The following is a 24,783-nucleotide window of genomic DNA, read 5'->3' as shown; positions in this document are numbered from 1 at the left end:
CGTCTGATGGAGGCGCATCCGGCAGTATAAATCGCTGTCCAGGTTGCACTCTCTGGCGTGTTGACGATGTACAACGGAGATAACTGGATGAAAAAAGAGACAGACAAACTGGTATCGATCGCGGTGCTCAAGGCCCGTGACGGCATGGGAGAGCGCCTTCGCGATGCCCTGCTCACCTTGATTGGCCCCACTCGCCAAGAGCCAGGCAACCTCGATTACGTGCTGTTCGAGTTGAAGGATGAACCCGGCACCTTCTACATGCGGGAAGCCTTCGTGAGTCAGGCCGCCCTGGATGCCCACTGTGAGACCGCGTATTTCCAGGCTTTCGCTCGCCAGGCGGACGAACTGCTGGCCGAACCCCTTCGGCTTGTCTTCATGGAAGAAGTGAGCCCCTGATCCTTGCCGCAGAGCCCGATGATCCCCTCATCGGGCTTTTTGCCTTCAGCCTCGCTCCGGCAGGTTCATCTGCTCGCTCATGGTGTCGATGAAGTGGCGGATGGCGGTGGTCGTCAGCTGCCCGACCAGGGGCGGAGCATGGAGCACGCAGAGATCGGCGGGGATCCCCTGCTCGAGGCGGATGAAGCGCACGTGGGGCCACTTCTGGCGGGCGTAGCTCGCGGGCACAAGGGCCACCTGCTGGCTGGTGGCCACCACGGCCATCAGGGTATTGGGCTCCACCACCTCCTGACGCAGGCGGGGGTAAAAGCCCTCCACTAGGCAGGCGTTGATGATGAGATCCGTGGAGGCGGAGTTGGCGCGGCTCATCAGCACGAAGGGCTCTGCGGCGAGTTCAGGGAGGGAGACCCGCTTGCGATCCCGCAGGGGATGCTCGTCCGATACCACCAGCACCATGGACTCCCGATAGACAGTCTCGGCCTGCAGCGGGTGGATGTTGAGGGTGTCGGCGAAGCGGGCGAGGCCGATGTCTATCTCCTTGCTGGCCAGCGCCTGCTTCTGGCGCTCGGGGGAGAGCTCGGTGAAGGAGATCTCGCACTCGGGGTGGCGCTGGTGACACTGGCGGATCACCTCGCCAAAGCCGGCCCAGAAGATGGAACTGACCAGCCCGATGCGGATCTGGTTGCGCTCCATGCGCCCTGCCTGCACCACCCGGTTGAGGCCGCTCTCCAGCACGTCGAACAGGCGATCGCATTCGGCCTGCAACAGGCGCCCTGTGGGGGTCAGGTTCACCTGGCGGGTGTGGCGCTCAAACAGGGCCACACCCAGCAGGGATTCGAGTTCCTTTATCTGGGCGCTGAGCGGCGATTTGGAGACATTGAGCCGCAGGGCTGCCCGGCTGAAGTGGCCCTGGCTGGCCACTTCATGGAAGTAACGCAACATCTTGAGGGTGACGCGATCGCGCCATTGGTTGTCCGGGAACATGGTCTCTCCAGGCTTGAGGGGTGAGATCGCCGTCAAAGTTCGGGCACGGGAATGGCGGGGCAGGGAGGCGGGTCCCTCCTGAAACCGCGATCCGCATCACTTCGGTTTTCGCCCTCCGGCGACCCGTTTGACGGAGAAATGGCATGAAGCAGCGGTTTTTGGGCCATTTCGGGTGCGTCATTACCCCATTACGTCGCTCATTGTGTTGTATATCGGGATAATCAGGCCGATTTTAGCGATTTTTGTCGTCCAATACCTCCCCTAGAGTGAGCGTCATGTCTCATTCACAGCCTCAAGAGGTACAACTCATGCAACACGATCCCGTACTCAACGCCGTCGCCACCATTCTTGCCCGCAAGCCGGGGTTTGCCCCCCGCGCCGCCATGATCCTGGGCTCCGGCCTCGGCGTGCTGGCCGATGCGCTGGAAGAGAAGGTCACCATTCCCTACGAGGAGCTGGAGGGCTTCCCGGTCAGCACGGTGGCCGGTCACAGTGGCGAGCTGGTGCTCGGCAAGCTGCACGGGGTGGATGTGGTCTGCATGAAGGGGCGCGGCCACTACTACGAACACGAGACCATGAAGGTGATGACCACCCCGGTGCGCACCTTCAAGCGCCTGGGCTGCGAGCTGCTGCTGGTAACCAATGCGGCCGGCTCGCTGCGCCCGGAGCGCATCGGGGTCGGCTCCCTTGTCATCTTCAACGATCACATCAACACCATGCCGGGCAACCCCATGACGGGTGCCAATGACGAGGCCTACGGCCCGCGCTTCTTCAGCCTGGCCAATGCCTATGACAAGGGGTTGCGCAGCGAGGCGCTGGCGCTGGCCGAGCGGGAGGGGATCGCCGTCAATCAGGGGGTATTCGTCTCCTACAGCGGACCCTGTTTCGAGACCGCCGCCGAGATCCGCATGATGCAGATCATCGGGGGTGACGTGGTGGGGATGTCGGTGGTGCCCGAGGTGGTCAGTGCCGCCCACTGCTCGCTGCCGGTGCTGGCCATCTGCGCCATCACCAACATGGCGGAGGGGCTCGGTGACGTGCAGCTCTCCCACGAGCAGACCCTCAAGTGCGCCAAGCTGGCGGAAGCGGACTTCATCCGCCTCATCAACACCTTCATCCAGCACCACTTCCAGTAAGCAGGGAACGACCAGGAGGTCAGATATGTTTGCAGCAGGATTTCTCGGTATGGCGGCGCTGCTCCTCATCGCCGTGTTCGCATCGACCAACCGCAGGGCCATTCGCCTGCGCACCGTGGGGCTGGCGCTGGCCTTGCAAGTCGCCATCGGCGCTCTGGTGCTCTATGTGCCGCTGGGACGCCGGGCGCTGGAGGGGATGGCCCACGGGGTCGAGGCGGTGCTGGCAAGCGGCAAGGCGGGGATCCACTTCCTGTTTGGCAACCTGGTCAACTTCTCGGTAGAGGGCATCGGCTTCGTGTTTGCCCTCAACGTGCTGCCCCTGGTGGTCTTCTTCTCGGCGCTCATCGCCGTGCTCTACTACCTCGGCATCATGCAGGTGGTGATCCGCATCATCGGTGGCGCCATGGCGCGGCTGCTTGGCACCTCCCAGACCGAATCCATGTCGGCGGTGGCCAACGTCTTCGTCGGCCAGAGCGAGGCCCCGCTGGTGGTCAAACCCTACATGCCCAGGATGAGCGATTCGGAGTTCTTCGCCGTCATGTGCGGCGGCATGGCCTCGGTCTCCGGCACCGTGCTGGCGGGCTACGCCATGATGGGAGTGGACATGCAGTACCTGCTGGCGGCCTCCTTCATGGCGGCGCCGGGCGGGATCCTGTTTGCCAAGCTGATCATCCCCGAAACCAGCCAGCCGGATTACGTCTTTGACAACAGCATCCAGTTTGATGGCAAGAAGCCGGAGAACGTGCTGGCAGCGGCAGGCGAGGGGGCCAGCAGCGGCCTCAAGCTGGCGGCGGCCATCGGCGCCATGCTGATCGCCATGATTGGTCTGGTGACCCTGGTCAACACCCTGCTGGGCGGGGTGGGGGAGATGGTGGGCATGCCGCTCTCCCTCGAGCTCATCCTGGGCTGGATCTTCTCGCCGCTCGCCTTCCTGCTCGGGGTACCGCTGGCGGACATCGGCATCGCCGGCGCCATGATCGGCAAGAAGCTGGTGGTGAACGAGTTCGTGGCCTACAGCGATCTGGCGCCCTACCTGAAAGACGCCAGCACGGTCACCGCCGCCGGTCTGCAGGTGCTGGAGGAGAAGTCCAAGGTGATCATCAGCTTCGCCCTGTGTGGCTTCGCCAACCTGGCCTCCATGGGGATCCTGATCGGTGGCCTCGGCACCCTCTGCCCGTCGCGCACCGACTTCATCGCCCGCTACGGTCTGCGTACCGTGCTGGCGGCCACCTGCTCCAACCTGATGAGCGCCGCCATCGCCGGTGTCTTCTTCTCCCTCGCCTGAGTCTCTCACCCTTTGTTTCGGGGCGCTGCGGCGCCCCTCTCTTATCCCGACAGGAGCTATTTATGAACGACGTGACTGCTTTTGAACCTGCCTGCGCCACCACAGAGGCGGCCATCCGGGCCATCCACTTGATGGATCTCACCAGCCTCAACGACGATGACCACGACGCGCGCATCATCGCCCTCTGCCATCAGGCCCGGACCCCTGTCGGCACCACCGCTGCGGTGTGCATCTACCCGCGCTTCGTGGGGCTGGCCAGGCTCACCCTGGCGGCTCAGGGCACCCCCGAGGTCAAGGTTGCCACCGTGGTCAACTTCCCCCACGGCGACGATGATCTGGCAACCGTGTTGGCCGAGACCCGCGCCGCCCTCGCGGATGGCGCCGACGAGATCGATCTGGTGATCCCCTGGCGTGCCTTGATGGCCGGGGACGAGGCCCCCGCCCGGGCGCTGGTGCGCGGCTGCAAGGCGTTGTGCGGCGCCCGGGTGCTCAAGGTGATCATCGAATCCGGCGAGCTGCAGGAGCCTGCGCTTATCCGCGCGGCCTCCCTGCTTGCCATTGAAGAGGGGGCCGACTTCATCAAGACTTCCACCGGCAAGGTGGCGGTCAATGCCACCCCGGCGGCGTGCCGCACCATGCTGGCGGCCATCGCCGAGTGCGGTGTGCAGGATCGGGTGGGGTTCAAGGCGGCGGGCGGGGTGAAAAGCGCACGGGAGGCGGCGGAGTATCTCGCCATGGCGGCCGCACTCTTTGGCGAGGAGTGGCTGGTGGCCGAGCGGTTTCGTTTCGGTGCTTCCAGCCTGCTTGGCCAGTTGCTGGCAACCCTGGGCGAGGGCAAGCTGTCCCCTGCGACCGACCACGGTTATTGATCTCTTCCGTCGGCGCCTGCGGGCGCCCTTGCTGACAGGTGTATCCCATGTCTTTACTTCCCCATGTTGCAAAGGCCCACGGCAAGGTGTTGCTGTTCACCCTGCTCATCAGCCTCTCGTTTCCCATCGGCAGCGCCCTCACCGCGGTGCTGGACCCGCTGGTGGTCACCTGGGTGCGCTACCTGCTGGCCTCCCTCATTTTCGTCGGGGTGCTGGGGTATCAGGGGGTGCTGGTGCAGCCTTCCCTGCGGGATCTGGGGCGCTACACTCTTATCTCGCTGCCGGCCCTCTGCTACTTCGTCGCCATGTTCGTGGCATTGCAGGAGACCAGCGCCCTCGATGCCAGCGCACTCTACACCACGGTGCCGCTGATCAGCGCCCTGGCCGGCATGGTGATCTTGCGCCGCGCCATCGGCTGGGGAATGGGGCTGGCCCTGCTGGGGGGCATGGTGGCTGCGGCCCTCATCATCTTTCGCGGCGATCTGGGATTGGTGGCGAACCTCAGCCTCACTCCCGGCAATCGCATCTACCTGCTCGGCTGCGTGGCCATGGCCCTCAACCCCATCCTGATCAAGCGCTGCTATCGGGGGGAGTCCTTCCTCCACTTGACCGGCTGGACCCTCATCTGCGCCACTGTGCTGCTCACCCCGGTGGCGCTGCCCGGATTGCTTGAAACCGACTGGAGCCGGGTCTCCCTGCCGGTGGGGCTGGGACTTGGCTATCTGGCTCTCTTTGCCACGGCGCTGAGCTTCTTGTTGTTCCAGCAGGGAAGCGTGGCGCTGCAACCGGAACAGGTGTCAGCCTATACCTACCTCATCCCGGTAATGGTGCTGCTCACCGGCATGCTGACCGGGGAGACAGTACACTGGGAACAGGTAGGCTGGGGGGTAGGGGGTGTGCTGCTGACCATGGTGGTCATGGTGCTGTTGCCCCTTCATGCTGGCAAACGGGGGGCGGTCTGAGGGGCTGCCTGTAGCCCTTATCAACCAGGGAGTGCGTCATGAGAAGAACCCTGATCCTGGTACGTCATGGCAAGTCGAGCTGGGAGGACGCATCTTTGTCTGACCGCGCTCGTCCGCTGGCGGCGCGCGGGCTGCGCGATGCGCCCCTGATGGGGGCTCGCCTGGCGCACCTGGGGGTGAAGCCCGATCTCATCCTCTCGAGCCCCGCCAGCAGGGCCCTGTCGACCGCCCGGCTGCTTGCCGCAGAGCTGGGTTATTCCCCGAACCACATCGCCATCGACGAGGGCCTCTACGAGAGCGATGCCGGGACCCTTCTCGGGGTGGTGGGGGCGCTTTCAGATGATCTCGCCTGCGTACTGCTGGTAGGTCATGATCCTGCCTTCACCGACCTGGCTCATGGCTTTTCCTCCGGTATCACTCGCATGCCGACCTGCGCCGTCGCCCGCTTCATCTTCGACGCCCCCTCCTGGTCGGCGCTCCCGTCCTGCTCGCCGGTGGTGGCCGTGCTGGACTTTCCGAAGAAGAGGTAGGGGGGCGTCGGTTGCAGGCAGAAACGACAAGGGGAGCCTCGGCTCCCCTTGTCGTGATGGTGACGGGGTCATTTGGCCGCGATGGGCCCCTTGGTGCCCGCGTCGTTGTCGACCCAGCCATCTTCTCCCTTGAGGCGGCGATCCCCCTGGATGGTGTAGATGACCATGCCCTCCTTGAACACCAGGGCGCCGTCGGATTTCCTGGCACTGACCTGCTTGTCGTTGACCCACACCTGATCCTTGTCATCGATACGGATGTTCGCGACCGTGGCGCCCGTCTCGGGGAAGGTGGCGACCCAGTTGCCGGCGTAGGGGCTGGCGCTGGCCGCTGCGGGGGCGGCGCCAAATCCGGCGGCGGCGTTCTCGGCCTTGCTCTTGTTGATGTCACAGCCGCTGAGTTCGCTCACCTGGGTACAGCCTGAGCGCTCCAGCTTCTGCTCATAGCTCATGTTCAATCCGCCTTCGTCGGCCGGGGCGGCGGTGCCAAATCCTGCCTTGGCGTTTTCCGCCTTGCTCTTGTGAATATCGCAGCCCTGGGCTTCGGTCACCTGGGTGCAGCCGGAGCGTTCCAGCTGCTCGGCGTATTTGTGGCTGATGGCGTGAACCTGGGCGCTGCCCAACAGGGTGAGGGTCAGGATGAGCGCGGTCTGTCTGAACATGATCAATACCTCTGGCAATGGGTCATTCGGGCTTGCTGCTCCCTGGGCGGCAAGGGGCTTGCGTTGGCGAGCTGCAGCCCTCTCTCACCATAGCAGGAGGGAGCGAAAGACGATGTCTGCGTCAGCTCTGGGGGATGCGGACCCCCTTGTCGAGGTAGAGGCTGCTGTAGTGGGCGCGGTGGGTGACGAACATCACCTGATGGCGACTGCCATCGGAGAGAATGATGAAATCACCGGCCTGGGCCGGGCTTTGCAAGCGGATCTCGTGTTCGGGGGCCGTCAGCTTGTCGGCCTCCTCCCGGAAGGTGAGGGTGTAGGAATACATATGGCGCTCCACCGCAGGCTCATATACAGACACGCCTACAACTCTAGCCCCGGTAGCCGGGATCCGCGGCGCCCAAGCGGCGCCGATGGTGCAGATAATGTCAGCCGCGGTGAGGCACAGGGATCAGGGACGACCACTGAGCAGGATGGCGCCGCCCAGGGTGATGAAGAGCCCGCCGGTGATGCGGCCAACGAGGCGCTCGCTGCGACCTGGCTTGAAATAGCGACCGGCGCGCCTGGCCAGGGCGACATAGCACAGATGCACCAGGCTGACGATGGCGCAGATGGTCAGGTACATGGTGATGAACTGCAGCGTCAGCGGACTCTGGTGATCGAGGAACTGGGGCAGCAGGGCGCAGAGGAAGACGATGGTCTTGGGGTTGCTGGCGGAGACCAGAAAGGCTTCTCGCAACAAGGAGAGGGTGGTTCTGGTGCGTCCCCGAGCGGTGGAGGGAGAGAGCCCTTGGGCACCGGTATTGGCCGCGCGCAGCGCCTTGTAGCCCAGATACACCAGGTAGCCACCCCCCGCCAGCTTGAGGGCGACAAAGAGGGGAGGCAGGGTTTGCAGCAGGGCCCCCACCCCCATGGCGACCAGACCGATGAGGATGGCCTGGCACCCCAGGTTGCCGAGGATGCTGACAAGGGCGGCGCGCCAGCCGTGTTGCAGACCGTTCTTGACCACCAGCAGCACATTGGGGCCAGGAGTCAGGGTCGCCAGCAGATAGGCCAGCGCAAACAGCATCCAGGTATTCGGGTTCATGAGCACGTCCTTGGCGTCAAAGCTGGCATGATGCCAGCCTCTTTGACGAGTCGTCCAGCGGCGTCTCTCCCGGCCCCGAAGAGGATCCAGGCGAGAGCAATCAGGTGCAGCATGTTCTGTGGCTGGAAATGCAATAGGCAAGGATATGTATAAAAAAACCGCATGAAGGCAGTTTTTGATGATGCCTTCACATCGCAGATAAGCTGTCTTTTTTCTCGCCGGTCAACTAATGGCGTCGCAGCATACTGATTTCACCGATGTCGATGGATTGCCAATCGTAACCGCTGACCATCCTGCCACGAGCTTGTGGACGGGTGACGGTTTGAAAGAGCGATCTTCCTTTGGTGCGAGACAGGTCACGGTTGTGGACAGAAAGATCCCCTCTACTTGGCCATATGGAACCGCAATGAAAGAGGGGGGAGGATGTCACTTTTTGATGAGCGTCGTGTGCAGGATCTCTGTGCCCGCTTGCTGGCAGACACTAATAACCAGGGATATTCACTCGATAGCAAGCATGGCCGCGAGTTGAGAGATCTCCTGCAGGCTGTGGGTGGAGTCAAGCCAGTGGGACGAGGGGCTCGTCATGTGTTGACCGATGCTGGAAGGAATTATCTCGCAGCACAGCTGGCACAGGTTGCACCAGTGATGCCGGACAGGCGTGACACGATACGGGCTCTCGGGGTGGACCTGCCCGCACATCTAAACCAGGCCAGTTTTCATGCCCTCTGGCATGGGGACAGCAAGAGCGGGATAGATCCAGATAATGATGCTATCGATATCACGCTGACACAGGATGAAGTGATTCGACTTCGCACGCTGAGCCCGCTGTCACTCATCGACAAGGACGGACTGCGCCACGACATGAGGGCGCAACTGGCACTATTGGGAGAGCTGGTCTTACCGGAGCGCTGCTTGAGTAAGTTACATGGCATTGAGTGGCAGGGGCGGCAACTGGTCACGGTGGAGAACAAGGGAGCTTTCGTGGATTACCCGCTGCAAGTGGGGGAGTTGTTGCTCTATGTGCCTGGCCGCAATACCAAGTTGGCACGTCAGGTATTCCCGCTGTTGCCGGCTGCCGTACCCTGGGCCCATTTTGGCGATCTGGATCAGCGCGGATTGGATATCGCTAACGAGCTGGCCCATGCCCTTCGTCGTCCGTTGGCTCTTTGGCTACCCGACACCTTGATGGCCTATGTTCATCACTATGCCCGCACTCTGATCCGCCGTCTGGAGGGGCAACCGATCAGCAGAGGCAAGATCCCATGGGAGGAGGTCCCCGTGGTGAGTGAGCATGGCAAGCAACTGGAAGAGGTCCTTATATATCTGATCGAAAAGGGATTGTGGTTGGAACAGGAAGTATTGGTGCTAGCCGGAGGTTGGCAGTCATGGCCACTCGACGCGCCTTGCGGCCAACGCAGTAATGAAAAAACCGCCATCAGGCGGTTTTAATGGTTGTCAGCCCCTATTTCAGGGCTTTTTTCAGCTTTTTGATCTTGCCTTCGTGCTTGGCGATTTTCGCCTGGCGGGCGGCGATCTTCTTCTTGATCTCTTTCTTGCTGGCCATGGGGCGGCTCCTTGTCTCGTGGGCGCCATGGGGATCAGGGTGCCCGGGGTCTTTCCATGCGTGCCGGGAAGGCCCTCTCCATTGGCGTACTGGCGGCCAGGGGAGGGGGCATACCGCGGAACTGGTTTGCAGGATAGTCCAGTTTCCCGCGGGTGCCACCCGAACGGCAGGAAACAGAGGCAACAAAAAAGCGCCCCTGGGGGCGCTTCTGGCTTGAAGGGGTCGGAATCAGGCCTTCTTCAGGTAGGCGGCCACCAGCACTATCTGCATGCCGTTGACCTTGCCCTCGATGTGCAGCGGGTTGTTGGTCAGGCGAATGCCCTTGACCAGGGTGCCGCGCTTGGCGGTGAAGCCCGCGCCCTTGACGTCCAGATCCTTGATCAGGGTGACGGAGTCTCCTTCCACCAGCACGGCGCCATTGGAGTCGACGGTCGGTACGCTGTCGTCATCGTCGCTGGTCACGCCGGCGTCTGCCCAGGCCTTGACCTCGTCTTCCATGTACATCATGTCCAGCATGTCCTGGGCCCAGAGCTCGCCCCGGGCGACGAGGGCCTTCAACTGGCGCCAGGCCATCACCTGCACCGCCGGCACCTGGCTCCACATGCTGTCACCCAGGCAGCGCCAGTGGTTCACCTCCGTGGTGTCCGGCTGCTCCAGCTGGCCGCGGCAGGTGGCGCAGAGGGCCACGCTGTGGTCGTCGTCGCTGGCGGGGGAGTGCGGCACCGGGAAGGCAGTCAGCGCATGTTCTGCGCCACACAGCTCGCATTTGGCATTTGCACGGGCTTGCAGGATGGCATTGATGGTCATGATTGGGTTCCGTTTATAGGGGTAAAGCGGCTCGCCGTGGCGGGCTGCGCGAATGAGGGGCCGGAATATAGCACAAATCCCTGCTTTTTGTCAGGCTACCAGAGGCGCACAGGCGAGTGCTTTTTGACGGTAGATCGCTAGAATGAGCCTCCCTTTTTGCGCCAAAGGACAGGTTTACCGTGCTGGCCGACCGTTTTCGACAACTGGACTGCTTGCTCACCGCCGAGCGACGCTGGTGGCAATACCAGCCCTATCACCATTTGGGGATCGCCTTTGCCCGCGAGGCGCCAGCCCTTGCGAAGTGCCTGGCAGCCCTGACCCTTGACGAGATAGCGCACCTCGACGGGGACATGGATGCGCTCTGCACCCTGCTCGCCCCCTGGATCCCGGCGGGGGCCGAGTTGCAGGCTCTCGGCGAGCTTGCCCCTTTCGCCCCCGAGCCCGTCCAGTGCGCCAGGGCCATGGCGATGTACATGCCGGGACGCAAGCAGGGGCAGATAGAGGCCTTCACCGGCTGTCTGCCCCCCCACCAAGGTCCCTATCTGGAGTGGTGCGCCGGCAAGGGGCATCTGGGACGCCTGGTGTCGCTGCACCGTGGCGCCGAGATCCTGAGCCTGGAGTGGCAGGGGGCGCTCTGCGAGGAGGGGCGGCGGCTCGCCGCGCGCGACGGCGCCAACATGCGGTTCGTGGAGGCGGATGCCTTTGCCACCGAGTCCGGGGCCCTCATCGCCCCGCACCATCACGCCATGGCGCTCCATGCCTGCGGCGATCTGCACACCCATCTGCTGACGCGGGTGGCCGAGGGGGGCGCCCAGGGGGTGACCCTCTCCCCGTGTTGCTACCACCTCATCAGGGGAGAGCACTATGCGCCTCTCTCCCGGGCCGCCAGGGCCAGTGCCCTGCGCCTTGGCAAGAGCGACCTGAAGCTGCCGCTGCAGGAGACGGTGACCGGCGGCGCCCGCATCGCCCGGTTGCGGGAGCGGGAGGTGGTGTGGCGCCTCGCCTTTGACTGCCTGCAGCGCCAGGTGCGCGGGGTGGATGAGTACCTGCCGGTGCCCAACCTGCAAAAGAGCCTGCTGACCGGAGGCTTCGAGGATTTCTGCCATTGGGCCGCCGAGCGCAAGGGGATGAGCTTGCCCGCGGGGCTCGACTACGCCGCCTTGCTGGCACAGGGGGAGCGGCGCTTTGGCGATGTCGCCCGCATGGAGCTGGTGCGCCACCTGTTTCGCCGTCCCCTGGAAATCTGGCTGCTGCTCGATCGCGCCCTTTTCCTCGAGGAGCAGGGCTACCGGGTCGAGGTGGGCACCTTCTGTCCCAAACCTATGACCCCGCGCAATCTGCTGATCCGGGCGGTGCGCGCAGGGGGGATCTGAGCAAGCGTCTGGACAGGTCGGATGGCTGCGGCCGCAAGACCAGGGGCTGGATCCCCCTGCAAACGAGCGCCATCTGAGTGCAGGGAGGCATGGCTCACAATTTCGCCAAATTCTTAATTCTTGTCGTGAATTTAGTTGTCAGGATGCCTATGCTCGCCCTGACATTTTCAAGACAAGGATGGTTACCCATGTTCATGCTCACGCGCACCGCCTGCCTGGTTGCCCTCGTCTGGGCACTGCCCGGCCAGAGCGCCATGACAATCCAGCCCGATCCCCAGAACAGCGGTGGCTATGTGATGGCGGCGGCGGATCTTGCCAGTGCGGCCCAGGCCAAGACCGCCAACCCCATGTACGGGATCTGGTCCCACGCCCTGGCCACCCGGCCCAACACGGTGGTGGAGGCCATCGTGGCCCGCGCCCCCGGCAACCCGGACAACGTCAAGCGGGTCGAGCGGGTCTTCACCGAATCGGACTGGGAGTTCCTGACCCAGATGGCCGCCCCGGAGTACACCTACGAGCGCTTCCTGCGGGCGGTGGGCAAGTTCCCCGCCTTCTGCGGCGACTACACGGACGGGCGCAATGCGGACGCCATCTGCAAGAAGTCCATCATCACCGCCTTCGCCCACTTTGCCCAGGAGACTGGCGGCCACATCGCCAAGGAGAATGTCTCCGACAACCCCCTGGGGCTGGAGGAGTGGCAACAGGCCCTGGTGCACGTGCGGGAGATGGGCTGGTCTGAAGGGCAGACCGGCTACACCACGGGGTGTGGCCAGAGTGACTGGCAGAACCGGCGCTGGCCCTGCAGCACCGGTCAGGGCTATTTCGGTCGCGGCGCCAAGCAGCTCTCCTACCACTTCAACTACGGCGCCTTCTCCGAGGCCATGTTCGACGGCGACGCCTCTGTGCTCCTCAACAACCCCGGGTTGGTGGCGGACTCCTGGCTCAACCTCGCCTCCGCCATCTGGTTCTTCCTGACGCCCCAGGCTCCCAAACCCGCCATGCTGCACGTCATCGACCGGACCTGGGTGCCCTCCCAGCGTGAGCTGGCGGCGGGCATCGGCTACGGCTTTGGCACCACCATCAACATCATCAACGGTGGCATCGAGTGCGGCGAGCAGAACAAGAACAAGGGCCAGCCGGTCAACCGTATCCGCTACTGGGAGGGGCTTGCGGCCCACTACGGTATCCCGCTACTGGCGGACGAGAAGAACACCTGCTGGCAGCAGACCCCCTATGGCAGCCTCAACCTCAACGGTGCCACTGACGTGCTCTACACCAACTGGGACGGCAACTGGAAATACTACCCGGACAGACCCGGCGGCTACTCCTTCGAGTGCGATCTGGTGGGGTACCAGACCGCCTATTCGGCCCTGGTGCCGGGGGATTACGAGAAGTGCGTGACCAACTTCTACGGCTCCCACGCCAGCTGGCCCAAGGTACGGGTGGTGGCCACGCTGGATCCGGCCCCGGTCGACCCCGGCACGCCGCCGGTGGACGGGGTACCGGCCTGGGAGGCAGGCAAGGTCTACACCGCGGGCAACAAGGTGAGCCACAAGGGGATCATCTATCAGGCCAAGTGGTGGACCCAGGGCAACGAGCCGGGCAAGGGGGATCCCTGGGCTCCGGTGACCTGAGAGTCAGTACAAGCGCAAGCACCCCGGGGAGGCCGCGCGCCTCCCTTGTTGATCGCCGCGCTGGCTTGCTGCGCCTCTTTTGGCACTGATAGCCTGCGGATTCACACCGAGGGAGGATGACCATGAACATCGCCATTCATTTTGAAATTCCGGTACAGGATATGGAGAGAGCCATCCGCTTCTATGAGGGGGTCTTCGAGACGGTGCTGGAGCGGGTGCAGATCGATGGCAACGAGATGGCGCTCTTTCCCCTGGAAAGTGGCACGGCGGGCTGCTCCGGCGCCCTGGCGAAGGGGGAGAGCTATGTGCCGAGCCTGGATGGCACCCGGATCTATCTGCGGGTGCCTGACATCGAGGGGGCCATGGCCCGGGCACTGGCATCGGGCGGGGCCTGTCTCTATCCCGTCACCCAGGTCGGGGAGGGCCTCCGGGTGGCGGAGTGTCGGGATTGCGAGGGGAATCGCATCGCCTTGCAGGAGGGAACCTGACCATTATTTATCTGGTGCATGGGGTGTGTTGAGTCATTCACGCGATGAATAAAGAGGGGGATTTTCCCGCTCCGGGAGCCTCAGACCCGCGGTGAGGCCCCGGAATGGTCAGTTGCCGCCCCCCGGATCCCGTGCTACTTCATCTGGTGCGGCAAGAAGGCGAGCACCCGTTCGCCCGGTCTGTCGCCCCAACTCTCAGGAGGCATCATGGAAGGGCATTGTCTGTGTGGCGGGATCACCGTGTCGAGCGGCGATCACAAGGAGGTCAACCTGTGTCACTGCGCCATGTGCCGGCGCTGGTCAGGGGGGCCCATGTTCGCGGTGCACGGGGGCAAGGGCGTGCGGTTCACCGGGATGACCCCGGTGGCCTACCGCTCGTCGGAGTGGGCGGAGCGCGGATTCTGCTCCACCTGCGGCACCCATCTTTTCTACCATCTGTTGCCGACGGACGAGTACATCCTCTCCGCCGGCCTGTTTCAGGATCAGGGGTTCGAACTCACCGGGCAGATCTTCATCGACGAGAAGCCCGACTTCTATGCCCTCAAGAACGACACCCCGACCCTGACCGGACAGCAGGTGTTCGAGCAGTTCGCCCCCAAACCCTGAGCCTGTGGCCACCTTGAGGAGAAGCCATCATGGAGGAACAACCGAAGGTGAAGGGGCCTGCCTCCTATTTTCCCGCCATCGAGCAGAAATACGGCCGGCCCATCGCCCACTGGCTGACCCTGCTGGCGGTGCGAGAGGAGCGCAAACACATGGCCCTGGTGGCCTGGCTCAAGGACGAACACGCCATGGGCCACGGCCATGCCAATGCCCTGGTGGCCCACTTTTTGGCGCAGCCCGATGCGCCCGGCGTGGCATGACAGTGTCACAGTGCAAAACGTGCAGGAAAGCCAGAGGAGCAGAGAGATGAAGATAAGCGTCAGCGTCTGGGTTGCCAGGCCGATTGCCGATGTGTGGCAGGGCTGGAACACCCCCGCCAGCATCATGGCGTGGAACGCCGCCTCCCCGCAGTGGCACTGCCCCCAAAGCCGGGTGGACCTGCGGGTGGGTGGGCGTTTTTGCCACCACATGGCGGCGCGGGATGGCAGCACGGGGTTCGATTTCGAGGGGACCTTCACCGAGGTCACTGCGCCGACGGTGCTCGGCTACGTCATGGACGATGGCCGCGAGGTGAGCGTGCGGTTCGTGGCAGAGCAAGGGGGCACCCGGGTGGAGGAGCTGTTCGATGCCGAGTCCCTGCACAGCGGCGAACAGCAGCGGGCGGGGTGGCAGAGCATCCTGGATAACTTCAAGCGCCATATGGAAGCCGCCGGCTGACCCCTGCGGGGCGCCAAGAAAAAACCACCGCAAGTTGGCGGTGGTTTTTTTATGGCGTTCGCCCGGGGCAAGGCGGGGCGGGGAAGGGGGTCACTCCTCGATGTCCAGCAGCACCAGGATGGCGCTCTCGCCCCCCCACTCCCGCGGCGCCTGGTGAAAGGCGCGCACAGCGGGGTGCTGGGCCAGCCAGCTCGGGATGCGCTGCTTGAGGATGTGCTTGCCGATGCCGTGCATCACCGAGGCGACGTGGATGTTCTCTTTTCGGCACAGGGTGAGCAGGGCCGCCAGCTCCTGCTTGGCCTGGTGCTGGTTCATACCATGCAGATCCAGATAAATCTCCGGCGGGTAGCTGCCGCGCTTGAGCTTTTTCAGCTCGAATTTTGACACGTCGTCGCGCACGTAACGGGTCGGCCCGTCCGCCTCGAGATGGGGCTGGTACTCGTCGCTGAAAAAGTGGTCAACCCCAAGCTTTTCGCGGCTCTCGCGCACTTCGCGTTTCTGCTTGACCGGGCTTGAGGAGGCCCTTATGGTATCTTGCTTAATTTTCCGGGTACCTGTGACAGCATCACGAAACAGCAGGCTTTCCTCGTCTGTGAGTGAGGGCGTTTTTTTCATCAGGTACTCGTCTTGCTCGCTGTATAAAATTCTCGGGCCGGATATTACTCGACTTGGAGGTGGATTTGGACAAGATATTTATCGATGAGGTGGTTGCCGAAATGCACACCATCCAGGACATGTTGCGCTGGGCCATGAGTCGTTTCAACGACGCCGGGATCTTCTACGGACATGGTACCGACAACGCCTGGGATGAGGCCGTGCAACTGGTGCTGCCCGCGTTACATCTGCCGCCGGACGTGGATCCGGGCATGCGCCACTCCCGCCTGACCACCAGCGAGCGCCACCGCATCGCCGAGCTCATCATCCGCCGCGTGCAGGAGCGCATTCCGGCGCCCTACCTGACCAACAAGGCCTGGTATGCGGGCTGGGAATTCTACGTGGACGAGCGGGTACTCATTCCGCGCTCCCCCATCGCCGAGATGGTGGCAAACCGCTTCGCCCCCTTCCTGAAAGACGAACCGACCCGGATCATGGACTTGTGCACCGGCTCCGGCTGCATCGCCATCATCATGGCCCACGAATTCCCCCATGCGGAAGTGGATGCCATCGACATCAGCGTCGATGCCCTCAACGTGGCCGAGCGCAACATCAACGATCACGGGCTGGAGCAGCAGGTTATCCCCATTCGCTCCGATCTGTTCCGGGATCTGCCGGCCGGTGACAAGTACGATCTCATCGTCTCCAACCCGCCCTATGTGGACTCCGAGGACATGTCGGATCTGCCGGAGGAGTTTCGCCACGAGCCGGAGCTGGCCCTGGCGTCGGGCTCCGACGGCCTCAAGCTCACCAAGCGCCTGCTGGCCAATGCCGCCGACTTCCTGAAAGAGGATGGCGTGCTGGTGGTCGAGGTGGGCAACAGCATGATCCACCTGGAAGCCCAGTTCCCCGAGGTGCCCTTCACCTGGGTCGAGTTCGAAAACGGCGGCCACGGCGTCTTTGTGATGACCCGCGCAGAGCTCGAGCAGTACCAGGCCCATTTCGCCATTTACAAGAACTAAGCAGCAAGGAGCATCCATGGCAGGGAACAGTTTCGGCCAACTCTTTCGGGTCACCACTTTCGGCGAGAGCCACGGTCTGGCGCTGGGCGCCGTGGTCGACGGCTGCCCGCCGGGGCTGGAGATAAGCGAAGACGATTTGCAGGGGGATCTGGACAGGCGCAAGCCCGGCACCTCCCGCTACACCACCCAGCGCCGCGAGGCGGACGAGGTGAAGATCCTCTCCGGGGTGTTCGAGGGCAAGACCACGGGCACCTCCATCGGGCTGCTCATCGAGAACACCGATCAGCGCTCCAAGGACTACTCCGAAATCAAGGATCTGTTCCGTCCGGGTCACGCCGACTACACCTATCACCAGAAGTACGGCCAGCGTGACTACCGTGGCGGCGGCCGCTCCTCGGCCCGCGAGACCGCCATGCGGGTCGCGGCGGGGGCCATCGCCAAGAAGTACCTGAAACAGGTGCACGGCATCGAGATTGTGGGTTTTCTCTCCCAGCTCGGCCCCATCAAGGCGGAAGGGTTCGACGAGAGCCAGATCGAGCAGAACCCCTTCTTCTTCCCCGATGCGGGCAAGCTGGAGGCGCTGGATGAATACATGCGTGCCCTCAAGAAAGAGGGCAACAGCGTGGGGGCCAAGGTGTGCGTCGTGGCGCGCAACGTGCCGGTGGGCCTTGGGGAGCCGGTGTTCGACCGCCTCGACGCCGACATCGCCCACGCCATGATGGGCATCAACGCGGTGAAAGGGGTGGAGATCGGTGACGGCTTCGCGGTGGTGGAGCAAAAAGGCTCCGAGCACCGGGACGAGATGACTCCGACCGGCTTTGCCAGCAATCATGCGGGGGGCATCCTGGGGGGCATTTCGTCGGGTCAGGAGATCGTGGTGAGCATGGCCCTCAAGCCCACCTCCAGCATCACGGTGCCAGGCAAGACCATCACCACCAGTGGTGAGGCCACCGAGATGATCACCAAGGGGCGTCACGACCCCTGCGTCGGCATCCGTGCCGTGCCCATCGCCGAGGCCATGCTGGCCCTGGTGCTGATGGATCACCTGCTGCGCCACCGCGCCCAGAACCAGGGCGTGCACACCCAGACCCCGCAGCTGCGCTGATCATGCTGCGGGCCAGGTGAGTGATCACCAGGAACGACAAGGCGACCCCAGGGTCGCCTTTTTCGTGGTTTTTTGCCGGCGCCTGCCTCAGGGGGCCGATGGCGTCGAGAGCGATGGGTGCCGGGTTGCGTCCAGGCGGCAGCGGGGCGGCGCAAAGGCGGGGTCCGGTGAGGGCAGGGTGGCGATGGCGGCATCGATGCGGGCGAGCGCCTCATCGTTCACGGCCTCTTTGGCAAACATCAGGCGCACCGGCTGCTGGTGCAAGAGCACCTGACACTGGATGGCGTCGCTCGCCCCGAGCTGGCCGAGGTGGTAGCGGGCGTATTGCCACTCCATGATGACGCCGTCGAGGCGGCGTGCCAGCAAGAGGGTGAGCAGCCTGTCATCGCTGTTGTATTCACTCGCCTGCCCGAGGGCAGGGCACTCCTCGTTCATCGGCAGGGGGCGGGTACCCCGCAGCTTGCCAAGTCGCAGCCCCTTGGCCTGGCAGAGGGTTGCCAGCTCGGTGAGCCCTTGCCAGCCGTCGGGCTCCCCGGCCTGCGGGCGCTGGCTCAGCAGCACGAAGCTGGCGCGCCGATAGGGGGCGGAGAAGCGGGCGAACCGCTCCCGTTCAGGGGTTTTCAGGGCGCCCATGGCCACGTCCAGCTGCTGGCGCTCCATGAGGTAGAGAGCCCGAGCCCAGGGGAGGTTGCGAAAGGCGGGCTCAACGCCTGCCTTGTCCAGGATCTGGCGGGTCAGGGTCACGTCCAGTCCGCCGAGGGTGCCGTCGGCAGCGATTTGACTGAAAGGGGGCCAGTGGCTCCAGGCCACCGACAGGGTCTCCCTGGCGACGAGGGGCGGGGCGAAGAGCAGGGGCAAGACGAGGCCCAGCATGCGCCGGGCGGTGGGGGTGAACTTCCGTTTCAATCAAAACCTCCTGTTCCGTGTATCGCGCCGTCCCCGGCAGGCTGTGCAGGGGCTTTGATACATACGGCGATTCGGGCCATTTTGTCCTGCCTTTGTCGCTATTTCCAGCCGCGCTGGGAGGTGCATCACATTTTCCTCGTCTAAGTGCGCCAACTCCGTTAGACTGCGCCTCTATTCTTTCCCCTTTGCTCTGCTCCCCGGGGAAATCGTTGTTTTCTCTATAGGCCCGGATCCTGTGAGATGGCATCGGCTCAGCAGAGGAGCCCCACCACGATCTTTGGCGCCCCTATCCCTAGCAGGTAACTATGAGTTTTACTTCCCTCGGTCTGGCCGAACCCTTGTTGCGTGCCGTTGCCGAGCAAGGCTACGACACCCCGTCTCCCATTCAGCAACAAGCGATCCCGGCGGTACTGGCTGGCCGTGATCTGATGGCCGCCGCCCAGACCGGGACCGGCAAGACCGCAGGTTTTACCCTGCCGATGCTGCAGCGTCTGACTGAAAGCAAGCGCAAGGTCTCCCCGAATCGCATCCGTGCCCTGGTGCTGACCCCGACCCGCGAGCTGGCCGCCCAGGTGGGCGAGAGCGTGCGCAACTACGGCAAACACCTGCCGATCCGCAGCCACGTGGTATTCGGCGGCGTGAGCATCAACCCGCAGATGATGGCGACCCGCCGTGGTCTGGACGTGCTGGTGGCCTGCCCGGGCCGCCTGATGGATCTCTACAACCAGAACGCCGTCAAGTTTGACGAAGTGGAGATCCTGGTGCTGGACGAAGCGGACCGCATGCTCGACATGGGCTTTATCCGCGACATCCGCCGTATTCTGGCCCTGCTGCCGAAGAAGCGCCAGAACCTGCTCTTCTCTGCCACCTTCGCCGACGAAATTCGCGAGCTGGCCACCGGTCTGCTGGACAACCCGGCGGTGATCGAAGTGACCCCGCGCAACAGCACCGCCGAGCGCATCGAGCAGCTGGTACACCCCTGTGACAAGGCCAACAAGATTGCCCTGCTGAGCCACCTGGTCACCAGCAACGACTGGCAGCAGGTGCTGGTGTTCACCCGTACCAAGCACATGGCCAACCGCGTTGCCGAGACCCTCGACAAGAACGGCGTCAGCGCCGCCGCCATCCACGGCAACAAGAGCCAGGGTGCCCGTACCCGTGCCCTGGCCGGTTTCAAGGATGGCAGCGTCAAGGTGCTGGTGGCGACCGACATCGCCGCCCGTGGTCTGGACATCGACAAACTGCCGCAGGTGGTCAACTTCGAGCTGCCGAACGTGGCGGAAGATTACGTGCACCGTATCGGCCGTACCGGTCGTGCCGGCGCCGCCGGTCACGCCATCTCCCTGGTCGCGGCCGATGAAGGCAAGCTCATCAAGGCCATCGAGCGGCTGACCAAGCAGAACATTCCGTGCGAGCAGGTGGCCGGTTTTGAAGCCTCCCGCGAGACCCTCGACAACATCGCCCGTGGCATCGGCGCGCCGCTTCGCAAAGAGCCGCGCGATCCGAGCGAGCAGCGCCGTGCGCCGCGCCCGCAAGGTCAGGGCCAGCGTCAGGGTGCCGGTCGCTCTGCCAACGGTGGCAATGGCGGCGGTAATCGCTCCGGCAACGGTGGCAAGCCCAAGCCCCAGGGCGGTCAGCGTCCGGAAGGCGGCGCCGGCAAACCGGCCCAGGCCCGTCGTCCCCGTCGCGCCAGCCACAACCAGTAAGCGGTCAGGGAGCCAGGCTCCCCCACTGTTCGGTTGATACAAAAAGCCCCGCCAATCTGGCGGGGCTTTTTTTGTCCTGGTAGACGCTATTCACCGTAGAGGCGGATCTCCAGCACATGAGTGATGGCCTCGCCGCTCCAGTGGTATTCCAGATGACGGGCGTGGTCCACCCGGCTGACCAGACGGGGGCGATAGAGCACGTGACAGTCGTGACCGGGGTGGCGCACCGAGCGGTAGTGGATGCCGTCCGCCCCGGCGACCTTCTGCTCCCGGGCGAAGGCCTGGGCGGGGCCGTAATCGGTGGCGTGATAGAGGGGGCCTGGCAGAAACGCCGGGCCCGTGATGTCAATGAGGCTGGCGCTGAACTGCGCCTGGATCACCCGCATCTGCACCTTCTGGGCCGGCTCCCGGGTGTACCCGAAGATCCGCTCCCTGTGGTAGACCGTCTCCTTGATGCCGGTGTCGAGGGAGGGGGCACAATAGTAGCCGCCAAAGTCCCCCGTGGTGAAACGGGCACCCTCGGGATTGAGGTGGGTGAAGGCGGCCATCACATAGCTGCCGCCGGGCAGCCCCACCAGCCAGTCTTCCCTGGGCACCCGCATCAGCTCGCCCGCCTCTTCCCTCAGCCTGTCGTTGGTCAGGGCCTCGACGGCCCAGACCGCCTCCAGCTCGTCGGCGGTAGCGACGTCTTCATAGAGGCAGATGGGGGGAAAGCGGCTCGGAATGATGCGATAGGCGCAGGCATTGTGGAAGGCGCGCAAGGGCGGGGAGGACATCAGGCCATCTCCCCGCGCCAGGCGTGCAGCCGGGTGGCCACTTCGTAGAGATCGGCCACCCGCCCACCCTGCATGACCTCCATGGCGCTGCGCCCGGCAAAGAAGGGGTGGCTGTTGGGTTTGCGCACCCAGCCATAGATGCTCTCATCCAGGCTGAACAGCAGCCGCAGGCTCTTGTGGATGTTGAGTAGATAGCTCATCCGCTCCTGGAGATCGGCGCTCAGCCGAATGCCGCCGCTGGCCTCCTTGTACTTGTTAAGGGTGGAGCGGGAGGTAATGCCAAGCAGCCTGAGCTGTTCATCCGTGCTGCACTGCCATTTGTCCAGGATGCGAAACACCACGGGCAGGGCCTTGCTGGGATCGACGGCGGGCTGTTGCCCGGGGAGAGATGCGGTGGCGACCATGTTGCCTCCCGGGTTGGCGTGCCAGACGGGCACGGGATCATGAGTGGTCTGCTAAGCAGTGTAGGGCAGGGGCGCAGTCATGTACATATCTATACATGATTGCACTCAAATGTTCATTATTGGATGGGCTTCGCGAGGAGGGGCGTGGGTCGGCCAAGTGAGCCCGTGCCAATGAAACGCCCCGCCAACTGGGTTGGCGGGGCGTATCTCTTTACGGCGTTTCTGTTTGTCGGGTCGGGGAGATCAGAGGGCGGGCAGCAACCCCATGCTGACGCTGACCTGTACCCCGACGATGAGTACCCCCATGGCACCGGCCAGACCCAGAGCCAGCACGCCACCCGGGACGCGGTAGTGGTCTGCTTCGGCCTGCTTGCGGCTCTGCCACACCAGGGCCACCGGCAGCAGCACCGCCAGCACCGCCAGCGCAATGGCGGCGTAACCGAGCGCCATGATGAAGCCTTGCGGGAAGTAGAGGGCGAACAGCAGGGGCGGCACGAAGGTGATGAGGCCGGTCTGGGTGCGGCCCTGCCAGTTGTCCTTGCGACGGGTCACCTTGGCCATGAAGTCGAACAGTCCCAGGGTCACCCCGAGGAAGGAGGTGGCGAGCGCGAGATCTGCGAACAGATGCATCGCCTGGTTGAAGGCGGGCCAGCTCACCAGGCCGCCGACGTTGGCCAGCAGGCTGTCCAGGGCGCCGCCGGTCTGGATCAGGGATTGCTGGCCCAGCAGCCCCAGAATGGCGACCTGCCACAGCACGTAGAGCACAAGCGGCAGGGCGGAGCCCCACACGAAGACCCGGCGTAACTGCCTGGGGTTGTCTCCGAGGTAGAGCATGACGCTCGGGATGGAGCCGTGGAAGCCGAAGGAGGTGAAGATGACCGGCAGGCCCGCCAGCAGCAAGCCTTCCCCGAGGGGCATGGAGAGCAGGTGCTGCCCCTGGGCGCGGGGCAGCAGCAGCGCCAGCACCGCCACCATGATCACCAGCTTCACGGTGAACATCAGGCGGTTGAGGTAATCCACCTGCCTGGTGCCGACGCACACCATGCCGCCAAACAGCAGGGTAAAGACCCAGGCCGCCTGCTCCTGGCCGAGGGGAAGACCGGCATCGGCCAATGCCTGGGCCAGCAGGCTGCTGCCGCCGCTGATGTAGGCGGAGGCCAGGGCGTAGAACAGCATCAGGATGCAGAAGGAGGCGATGCCCTTGCCCCAGGGGCCGAGCAGGTGATCCGCCAGCTGGTGCAGGTACCACTTGCCGGTGCTGAGGCTGGCTTCCACCTGCAGCATGGCGGTGAAGGCCATCAGGGCCCAGAGGCCGATCATCAGCATCAGGGTGGCGGGGCCGCCCAGGGACGAGGAGGCCAGCGGCAGGGCCAGCATGCCGGCGCCTATGGTGGTGCCGGCAATCAACAGGGTACAACCCAGGGTCTTGGTATTCATGTCATCCATCCGAAAGTGAGGGGCGCTGTTGCAAACAAGAGAGAGCCAGTTGGCTGTGTCGGGGGACGCCTCCGGGGAAAAGCCGGAGGCTAGCAATATCGGTGTGGATACATCTGTACCTGAAACCTGTCAGTTGTAAAAATTGGTTGCCAAGTTAGCGGATTGAAATGGCGGAAACAACCCCTTAAAAGCGGATTTTGTGCTGTAGCAAGCCGAAGGGTGGCAATAAAAAGTGACACATTGCGCCATGCGCCAAAAAAACGCGCCCCTCAAGGGGAGGCCGCCCGTCAGGCTGCGTTGCGGGTCGACATCGAGAGCGCCCGCGTTGGCGGCAACAGGGCTTGCAGAGGGTAACACGGGGCCCTGGTGGTGCGACTGGCCCGATATAAGCAAACATCGGGTCATACTCCAAAAAGCCATCATTTTCACTTATATCGAGCCGAGGCGCCGATAAACGGGTCCTGGCGCGGGGTGGCCAACCCTGCCGGCGGGGTTGCCGCCCGGCAGATAACCTCAAAGCCAGAAGGCGCAGGGCAAAAGCTGAGACAACAGGGGAGAACACAAGCAGGTGTGGGGGAGGAGGCTCAGGGGCTGGCACTGCGGGCCGCCCCCGGGGTGGTGCGTCGTGGCCGGGTCAGCGGCGGCGTTTGAGAGTACGGCTCACATAGTGCAGGCCGCTCTGGTAGTCGCCATTGACCGCCTTGAGGGCCAGCGTCAGGGCCTGGCTTGCCAGGGCGTCGTGCTGCTGGGGCAGGGAGTTGATGCCAAAGGGGAGGAAATCGAGCAGGCGGTCATCCCCGAAGGTAGCCATGGCGAGCTGGCTCATGTCGGCCTCCTGCTCCAGCAGGTAGTCGAGCACCCCCTCCATCAGGATGTAGGAGGTGGTGATCAGCGCCTCGGGCAGTTGGCCGAGCTGCTGATGGAGCGTCTTGATCAGGCGATACCCTTCGGTGCGCGAGAAGTGGGCCCCTTCACACAGGTGGCGGGTCGCACTGTGGCTGGCAATGGCCTGCTCGAAGCCCGCTTTTCGCTCCTGGCTGATCGTCAGTTCCGGCAGCGCGGTGATCAAGGCGATATGCTCGATTGCCGGGGTGAGCAGGGAGGCGGTGAGATCCAGGCTCGCCTTCTGGTTTTCACTCGCCACGGTGACGAAATGCTCGGTGGCCATGGCACGGTCGATGGCGAGGATCTGCACGCCCCTGGACTGCTGCTCCAGGTAGAAGGGATCCGCCGGGGGGAGGCAGCTTGCCACCAGCAGCGCGTCCACATGGCGGCTCACCAGCATCCGGGCCAGCTCCTTTTCGGTGTCCGGATCGTCCTCCGAGCAGACGATGAGCAACTGATATCCCTGGGTGCGGGCCCCTTGCTCCAGGCGCTTGGCGAGCTTGGCGTAACTGGCGTTTTCGAGGTCGGGCAGGATGAAGCCGAGGGTGCGGGTCTGGCCGCCGCGCAGGGAAGCGGCGCGGCTGTCCGGCTGATAGTTGTGGGCATGGACCACGGCCATCACCTTGTCGCGGGTTGCCTGGCTGATGCGGTATTGATCGGCCTTGCCATTGATCACATAGCTGGCGGTGGTGCGAGAGACACCGGCCAGCGCGGCGATTTCATCCAGTTTCATCATGTTGGCTCTGTTTGAGTTGCAAGGCCCGCGCCGGTTCCTGGTTGGGGCGCCGAAAAGTGTGCGCGGGATCATATCATTGAAACGTACTTTCTGCGGGATCTTGAACAATGCGCTGAAACGA

At 63.8% G+C, this 24,783-nt stretch carries 27 protein-coding genes; 16 read left to right on the top strand and 11 right to left on the bottom strand.

From position 1 onward, the window contains the following. Positions 1-87 precede the first annotated feature (87 nt). Positions 88-396, top strand: coding sequence for a putative quinol monooxygenase (locus AB7E19_RS06310; protein ID WP_010674842.1), 309 nt, complete (start codon positions 88-90; stop codon positions 394-396). A 45-nt stretch (positions 397-441) separates the two neighbouring features. Here the strand turns inward: AB7E19_RS06310 and AB7E19_RS06305 are convergent, their stop codons facing one another. Next, positions 442-1,380 (bottom strand): LysR family transcriptional regulator, encoded by a 939-nt coding sequence (locus AB7E19_RS06305; protein WP_427934741.1) that lies wholly within the window; start codon positions 1,378-1,380, stop codon positions 442-444. A gap of 308 nt (positions 1,381-1,688) precedes the next feature. On the opposite strand from AB7E19_RS06305, the gene xapA reads away from it, so the two are divergent. The 5 genes from xapA to AB7E19_RS06280 all read left to right on the top strand — a co-directional run bounded on the left by xapA (position 1,689) and on the right by AB7E19_RS06280 (position 6,162). Further along, positions 1,689-2,516 (top strand): xanthosine phosphorylase, encoded by an 828-nt coding sequence (gene xapA / locus AB7E19_RS06300; RefSeq protein ID WP_286700818.1) that lies wholly within the window; start codon positions 1,689-1,691, stop codon positions 2,514-2,516. 25 nt (positions 2,517-2,541) lie between these two features. Continuing rightward, positions 2,542-3,801 carry a NupC/NupG family nucleoside CNT transporter gene (locus AB7E19_RS06295; protein ID WP_139737409.1) on the top strand — a complete coding sequence of 420 codons (1,260 nt, stop codon included), beginning with the start codon at positions 2,542-2,544 and terminating at the stop codon, positions 3,799-3,801. Positions 3,802-3,863: 62 nt separating this feature from the next. Then, positions 3,864-4,670, top strand: coding sequence for a deoxyribose-phosphate aldolase (gene deoC, locus AB7E19_RS06290; RefSeq protein ID WP_286700820.1), 807 nt, complete (start codon positions 3,864-3,866; stop codon positions 4,668-4,670). A gap of 47 nt (positions 4,671-4,717) precedes the next feature. Further along, positions 4,718-5,632: a DMT family transporter gene (locus tag AB7E19_RS06285; RefSeq protein WP_286700821.1), complete on the top strand. Its 915-nt coding sequence runs from the start codon at positions 4,718-4,720 to the stop codon at positions 5,630-5,632. A gap of 38 nt (positions 5,633-5,670) precedes the next feature. Beyond that, entirely contained in the window at positions 5,671-6,162 is a 492-nt protein-coding gene (locus AB7E19_RS06280) for a SixA phosphatase family protein (RefSeq protein ID WP_322131035.1), read from the top strand. A 68-nt stretch (positions 6,163-6,230) separates the two neighbouring features. Here AB7E19_RS06280 and AB7E19_RS06275 read toward each other — a convergent pair whose 3' ends face one another. From AB7E19_RS06275 to AB7E19_RS06265, 3 genes are all read right to left on the bottom strand, one after another. Further along, the gene (locus tag AB7E19_RS06275; RefSeq protein ID WP_322131036.1) at positions 6,231-6,821 is read right to left on the bottom strand and encodes a hypothetical protein; all 591 of its coding nucleotides are present in this window, start codon (positions 6,819-6,821) and stop codon (positions 6,231-6,233) included. A gap of 121 nt (positions 6,822-6,942) precedes the next feature. After that, positions 6,943-7,146 (bottom strand): hypothetical protein, encoded by a 204-nt coding sequence (locus tag AB7E19_RS06270; RefSeq protein ID WP_039040737.1) that lies wholly within the window; start codon positions 7,144-7,146, stop codon positions 6,943-6,945. Between the two features lie 123 nt (positions 7,147-7,269). Continuing rightward, positions 7,270-7,905, bottom strand: a complete 636-nt coding sequence (locus tag AB7E19_RS06265; RefSeq protein ID WP_134996992.1) for a LysE family translocator — start codon at positions 7,903-7,905, stop codon at positions 7,270-7,272. 423 nt (positions 7,906-8,328) lie between these two features. Between AB7E19_RS06265 and AB7E19_RS06260 the strand changes: the two genes are divergently transcribed. Next, positions 8,329-9,354 (top strand): Wadjet anti-phage system protein JetD domain-containing protein, encoded by a 1,026-nt coding sequence (locus AB7E19_RS06260; RefSeq protein WP_052816246.1) that lies wholly within the window; start codon positions 8,329-8,331, stop codon positions 9,352-9,354. Positions 9,355-9,697: 343 nt separating this feature from the next. Here the strand turns inward: AB7E19_RS06260 and AB7E19_RS06255 are convergent, their stop codons facing one another. Beyond that, positions 9,698-10,276, bottom strand: coding sequence for a PhnA domain-containing protein (locus tag AB7E19_RS06255; RefSeq protein WP_039040739.1), 579 nt, complete (start codon positions 10,274-10,276; stop codon positions 9,698-9,700). A gap of 179 nt (positions 10,277-10,455) precedes the next feature. Between AB7E19_RS06255 and AB7E19_RS06250 the strand changes: the two genes are divergently transcribed. The 6 genes from AB7E19_RS06250 to AB7E19_RS06225 all read left to right on the top strand — a co-directional run bounded on the left by AB7E19_RS06250 (position 10,456) and on the right by AB7E19_RS06225 (position 15,091). Then, positions 10,456-11,649: a methyltransferase gene (locus tag AB7E19_RS06250; RefSeq protein ID WP_322131037.1), complete on the top strand. Its 1,194-nt coding sequence runs from the start codon at positions 10,456-10,458 to the stop codon at positions 11,647-11,649. A gap of 188 nt (positions 11,650-11,837) precedes the next feature. Further along, positions 11,838-13,283 carry a chitinase gene (locus AB7E19_RS06245; protein WP_201888321.1) on the top strand — a complete coding sequence of 482 codons (1,446 nt, stop codon included), beginning with the start codon at positions 11,838-11,840 and terminating at the stop codon, positions 13,281-13,283. A gap of 122 nt (positions 13,284-13,405) precedes the next feature. Then, entirely contained in the window at positions 13,406-13,771 is a 366-nt protein-coding gene (locus AB7E19_RS06240) for a VOC family protein (protein WP_214003701.1), read from the top strand. A gap of 207 nt (positions 13,772-13,978) precedes the next feature. Beyond that, positions 13,979-14,377, top strand: a complete 399-nt coding sequence (locus AB7E19_RS06235) for a GFA family protein (protein WP_322131038.1) — start codon at positions 13,979-13,981, stop codon at positions 14,375-14,377. Positions 14,378-14,406: 29 nt separating this feature from the next. Continuing rightward, positions 14,407-14,634 carry a DUF4287 domain-containing protein gene (locus tag AB7E19_RS06230; protein ID WP_322131039.1) on the top strand — a complete coding sequence of 76 codons (228 nt, stop codon included), beginning with the start codon at positions 14,407-14,409 and terminating at the stop codon, positions 14,632-14,634. Between the two features lie 46 nt (positions 14,635-14,680). Beyond that, positions 14,681-15,091: an SRPBCC domain-containing protein gene (locus AB7E19_RS06225; RefSeq protein ID WP_261998926.1), complete on the top strand. Its 411-nt coding sequence runs from the start codon at positions 14,681-14,683 to the stop codon at positions 15,089-15,091. Positions 15,092-15,181: 90 nt separating this feature from the next. Here the strand turns inward: AB7E19_RS06225 and smrB are convergent, their stop codons facing one another. Further along, positions 15,182-15,706: an endonuclease SmrB gene (smrB, locus tag AB7E19_RS06220; RefSeq protein ID WP_322131040.1), complete on the bottom strand. Its 525-nt coding sequence runs from the start codon at positions 15,704-15,706 to the stop codon at positions 15,182-15,184. A gap of 65 nt (positions 15,707-15,771) precedes the next feature. On the opposite strand from smrB, the gene prmB reads away from it, so the two are divergent. Both prmB and aroC read left to right on the top strand, forming a co-directional pair. After that, complete coding sequence (gene prmB / locus AB7E19_RS06215) at positions 15,772-16,707, top strand: 50S ribosomal protein L3 N(5)-glutamine methyltransferase (protein WP_041211581.1); 936 nt, start codon at positions 15,772-15,774, stop codon at positions 16,705-16,707. 16 nt (positions 16,708-16,723) lie between these two features. Beyond that, positions 16,724-17,812 (top strand): chorismate synthase, encoded by a 1,089-nt coding sequence (aroC, locus tag AB7E19_RS06210; RefSeq protein WP_042017130.1) that lies wholly within the window; start codon positions 16,724-16,726, stop codon positions 17,810-17,812. Positions 17,813-17,899: 87 nt separating this feature from the next. Here aroC and AB7E19_RS06205 read toward each other — a convergent pair whose 3' ends face one another. Continuing rightward, the gene (locus tag AB7E19_RS06205) at positions 17,900-18,718 is read right to left on the bottom strand and encodes a substrate-binding periplasmic protein (protein ID WP_427934740.1); all 819 of its coding nucleotides are present in this window, start codon (positions 18,716-18,718) and stop codon (positions 17,900-17,902) included. Positions 18,719-19,023: 305 nt separating this feature from the next. On the opposite strand from AB7E19_RS06205, the gene AB7E19_RS06200 reads away from it, so the two are divergent. Further along, a complete protein-coding gene (locus AB7E19_RS06200) occupies positions 19,024-20,424 on the top strand; it encodes a DEAD/DEAH box helicase (RefSeq protein WP_128295930.1) in 1,401 nt (466 codons plus the stop codon). 86 nt (positions 20,425-20,510) lie between these two features. Here AB7E19_RS06200 and AB7E19_RS06195 read toward each other — a convergent pair whose 3' ends face one another. The 4 genes from AB7E19_RS06195 to cra form a co-directional block, all read right to left on the bottom strand. Continuing rightward, the gene (locus AB7E19_RS06195) at positions 20,511-21,200 is read right to left on the bottom strand and encodes an RES family NAD+ phosphorylase (protein WP_103260196.1); all 690 of its coding nucleotides are present in this window, start codon (positions 21,198-21,200) and stop codon (positions 20,511-20,513) included. After that, the gene (locus AB7E19_RS06190; RefSeq protein ID WP_336591267.1) at positions 21,200-21,604 is read right to left on the bottom strand and encodes an antitoxin Xre-like helix-turn-helix domain-containing protein; all 405 of its coding nucleotides are present in this window, start codon (positions 21,602-21,604) and stop codon (positions 21,200-21,202) included. Before AB7E19_RS06190 ends, AB7E19_RS06195 begins: the two co-directional genes overlap by 1 nt. A 243-nt stretch (positions 21,605-21,847) precedes the next feature. Then, a complete protein-coding gene (locus AB7E19_RS06185) occupies positions 21,848-23,041 on the bottom strand; it encodes an aromatic amino acid transport family protein (protein ID WP_041211460.1) in 1,194 nt (397 codons plus the stop codon). Positions 23,042-23,675: 634 nt separating this feature from the next. Then, the gene (cra, locus tag AB7E19_RS06180; RefSeq protein WP_041211459.1) at positions 23,676-24,662 is read right to left on the bottom strand and encodes a catabolite repressor/activator; all 987 of its coding nucleotides are present in this window, start codon (positions 24,660-24,662) and stop codon (positions 23,676-23,678) included. Positions 24,663-24,783 lie beyond the last annotated feature (121 nt).

Origin of the sequence: Aeromonas sp. (assembly GCF_050252055.1) — a bacterium.
Taxonomy (GTDB): domain Bacteria; phylum Pseudomonadota; class Gammaproteobacteria; order Enterobacterales; family Aeromonadaceae; genus Aeromonas; species Aeromonas caviae.
This window is presented reverse-complemented; position numbering and strand designations above follow the sequence as displayed.

Coding starts and splice junctions, on each gene's coding strand:
- AB7E19_RS06310 (WP_010674842.1), top strand. CDS start 88: ATGAAAAAAGAGACAGACAAACTGGTATCGATCGCGGTGCTCAAGGCC.
- AB7E19_RS06305 (WP_427934741.1), bottom strand. CDS start 1,380: ATGTTCCCGGACAACCAATGGCGCGATCGCGTCACCCTCAAGATGTTG.
- xapA (WP_286700818.1), top strand. CDS start 1,689: ATGCAACACGATCCCGTACTCAACGCCGTCGCCACCATTCTTGCCCGC.
- AB7E19_RS06295 (WP_139737409.1), top strand. CDS start 2,542: ATGTTTGCAGCAGGATTTCTCGGTATGGCGGCGCTGCTCCTCATCGCC.
- deoC (WP_286700820.1), top strand. CDS start 3,864: ATGAACGACGTGACTGCTTTTGAACCTGCCTGCGCCACCACAGAGGCG.
- AB7E19_RS06285 (WP_286700821.1), top strand. CDS start 4,718: ATGTCTTTACTTCCCCATGTTGCAAAGGCCCACGGCAAGGTGTTGCTG.
- AB7E19_RS06280 (WP_322131035.1), top strand. CDS start 5,671: ATGAGAAGAACCCTGATCCTGGTACGTCATGGCAAGTCGAGCTGGGAG.
- AB7E19_RS06275 (WP_322131036.1), bottom strand. CDS start 6,821: ATGTTCAGACAGACCGCGCTCATCCTGACCCTCACCCTGTTGGGCAGC.
- AB7E19_RS06270 (WP_039040737.1), bottom strand. CDS start 7,146: ATGTATTCCTACACCCTCACCTTCCGGGAGGAGGCCGACAAGCTGACG.
- AB7E19_RS06265 (WP_134996992.1), bottom strand. CDS start 7,905: ATGAACCCGAATACCTGGATGCTGTTTGCGCTGGCCTATCTGCTGGCG.
- AB7E19_RS06260 (WP_052816246.1), top strand. CDS start 8,329: ATGTCACTTTTTGATGAGCGTCGTGTGCAGGATCTCTGTGCCCGCTTG.
- AB7E19_RS06255 (WP_039040739.1), bottom strand. CDS start 10,276: ATGACCATCAATGCCATCCTGCAAGCCCGTGCAAATGCCAAATGCGAG.
- AB7E19_RS06245 (WP_201888321.1), top strand. CDS start 11,838: ATGTTCATGCTCACGCGCACCGCCTGCCTGGTTGCCCTCGTCTGGGCA.
- AB7E19_RS06240 (WP_214003701.1), top strand. CDS start 13,406: ATGAACATCGCCATTCATTTTGAAATTCCGGTACAGGATATGGAGAGA.
- AB7E19_RS06235 (WP_322131038.1), top strand. CDS start 13,979: ATGGAAGGGCATTGTCTGTGTGGCGGGATCACCGTGTCGAGCGGCGAT.
- AB7E19_RS06230 (WP_322131039.1), top strand. CDS start 14,407: ATGGAGGAACAACCGAAGGTGAAGGGGCCTGCCTCCTATTTTCCCGCC.
- AB7E19_RS06225 (WP_261998926.1), top strand. CDS start 14,681: ATGAAGATAAGCGTCAGCGTCTGGGTTGCCAGGCCGATTGCCGATGTG.
- smrB (WP_322131040.1), bottom strand. CDS start 15,706: ATGAAAAAAACGCCCTCACTCACAGACGAGGAAAGCCTGCTGTTTCGT.
- aroC (WP_042017130.1), top strand. CDS start 16,724: ATGGCAGGGAACAGTTTCGGCCAACTCTTTCGGGTCACCACTTTCGGC.
- AB7E19_RS06200 (WP_128295930.1), top strand. CDS start 19,024: ATGAGTTTTACTTCCCTCGGTCTGGCCGAACCCTTGTTGCGTGCCGTT.
- AB7E19_RS06195 (WP_103260196.1), bottom strand. CDS start 21,200: ATGTCCTCCCCGCCCTTGCGCGCCTTCCACAATGCCTGCGCCTATCGC.
- AB7E19_RS06190 (WP_336591267.1), bottom strand. CDS start 21,604: ATGGTCGCCACCGCATCTCTCCCCGGGCAACAGCCCGCCGTCGATCCC.
- AB7E19_RS06185 (WP_041211460.1), bottom strand. CDS start 23,041: ATGAATACCAAGACCCTGGGTTGTACCCTGTTGATTGCCGGCACCACC.
- cra (WP_041211459.1), bottom strand. CDS start 24,662: ATGATGAAACTGGATGAAATCGCCGCGCTGGCCGGTGTCTCTCGCACC.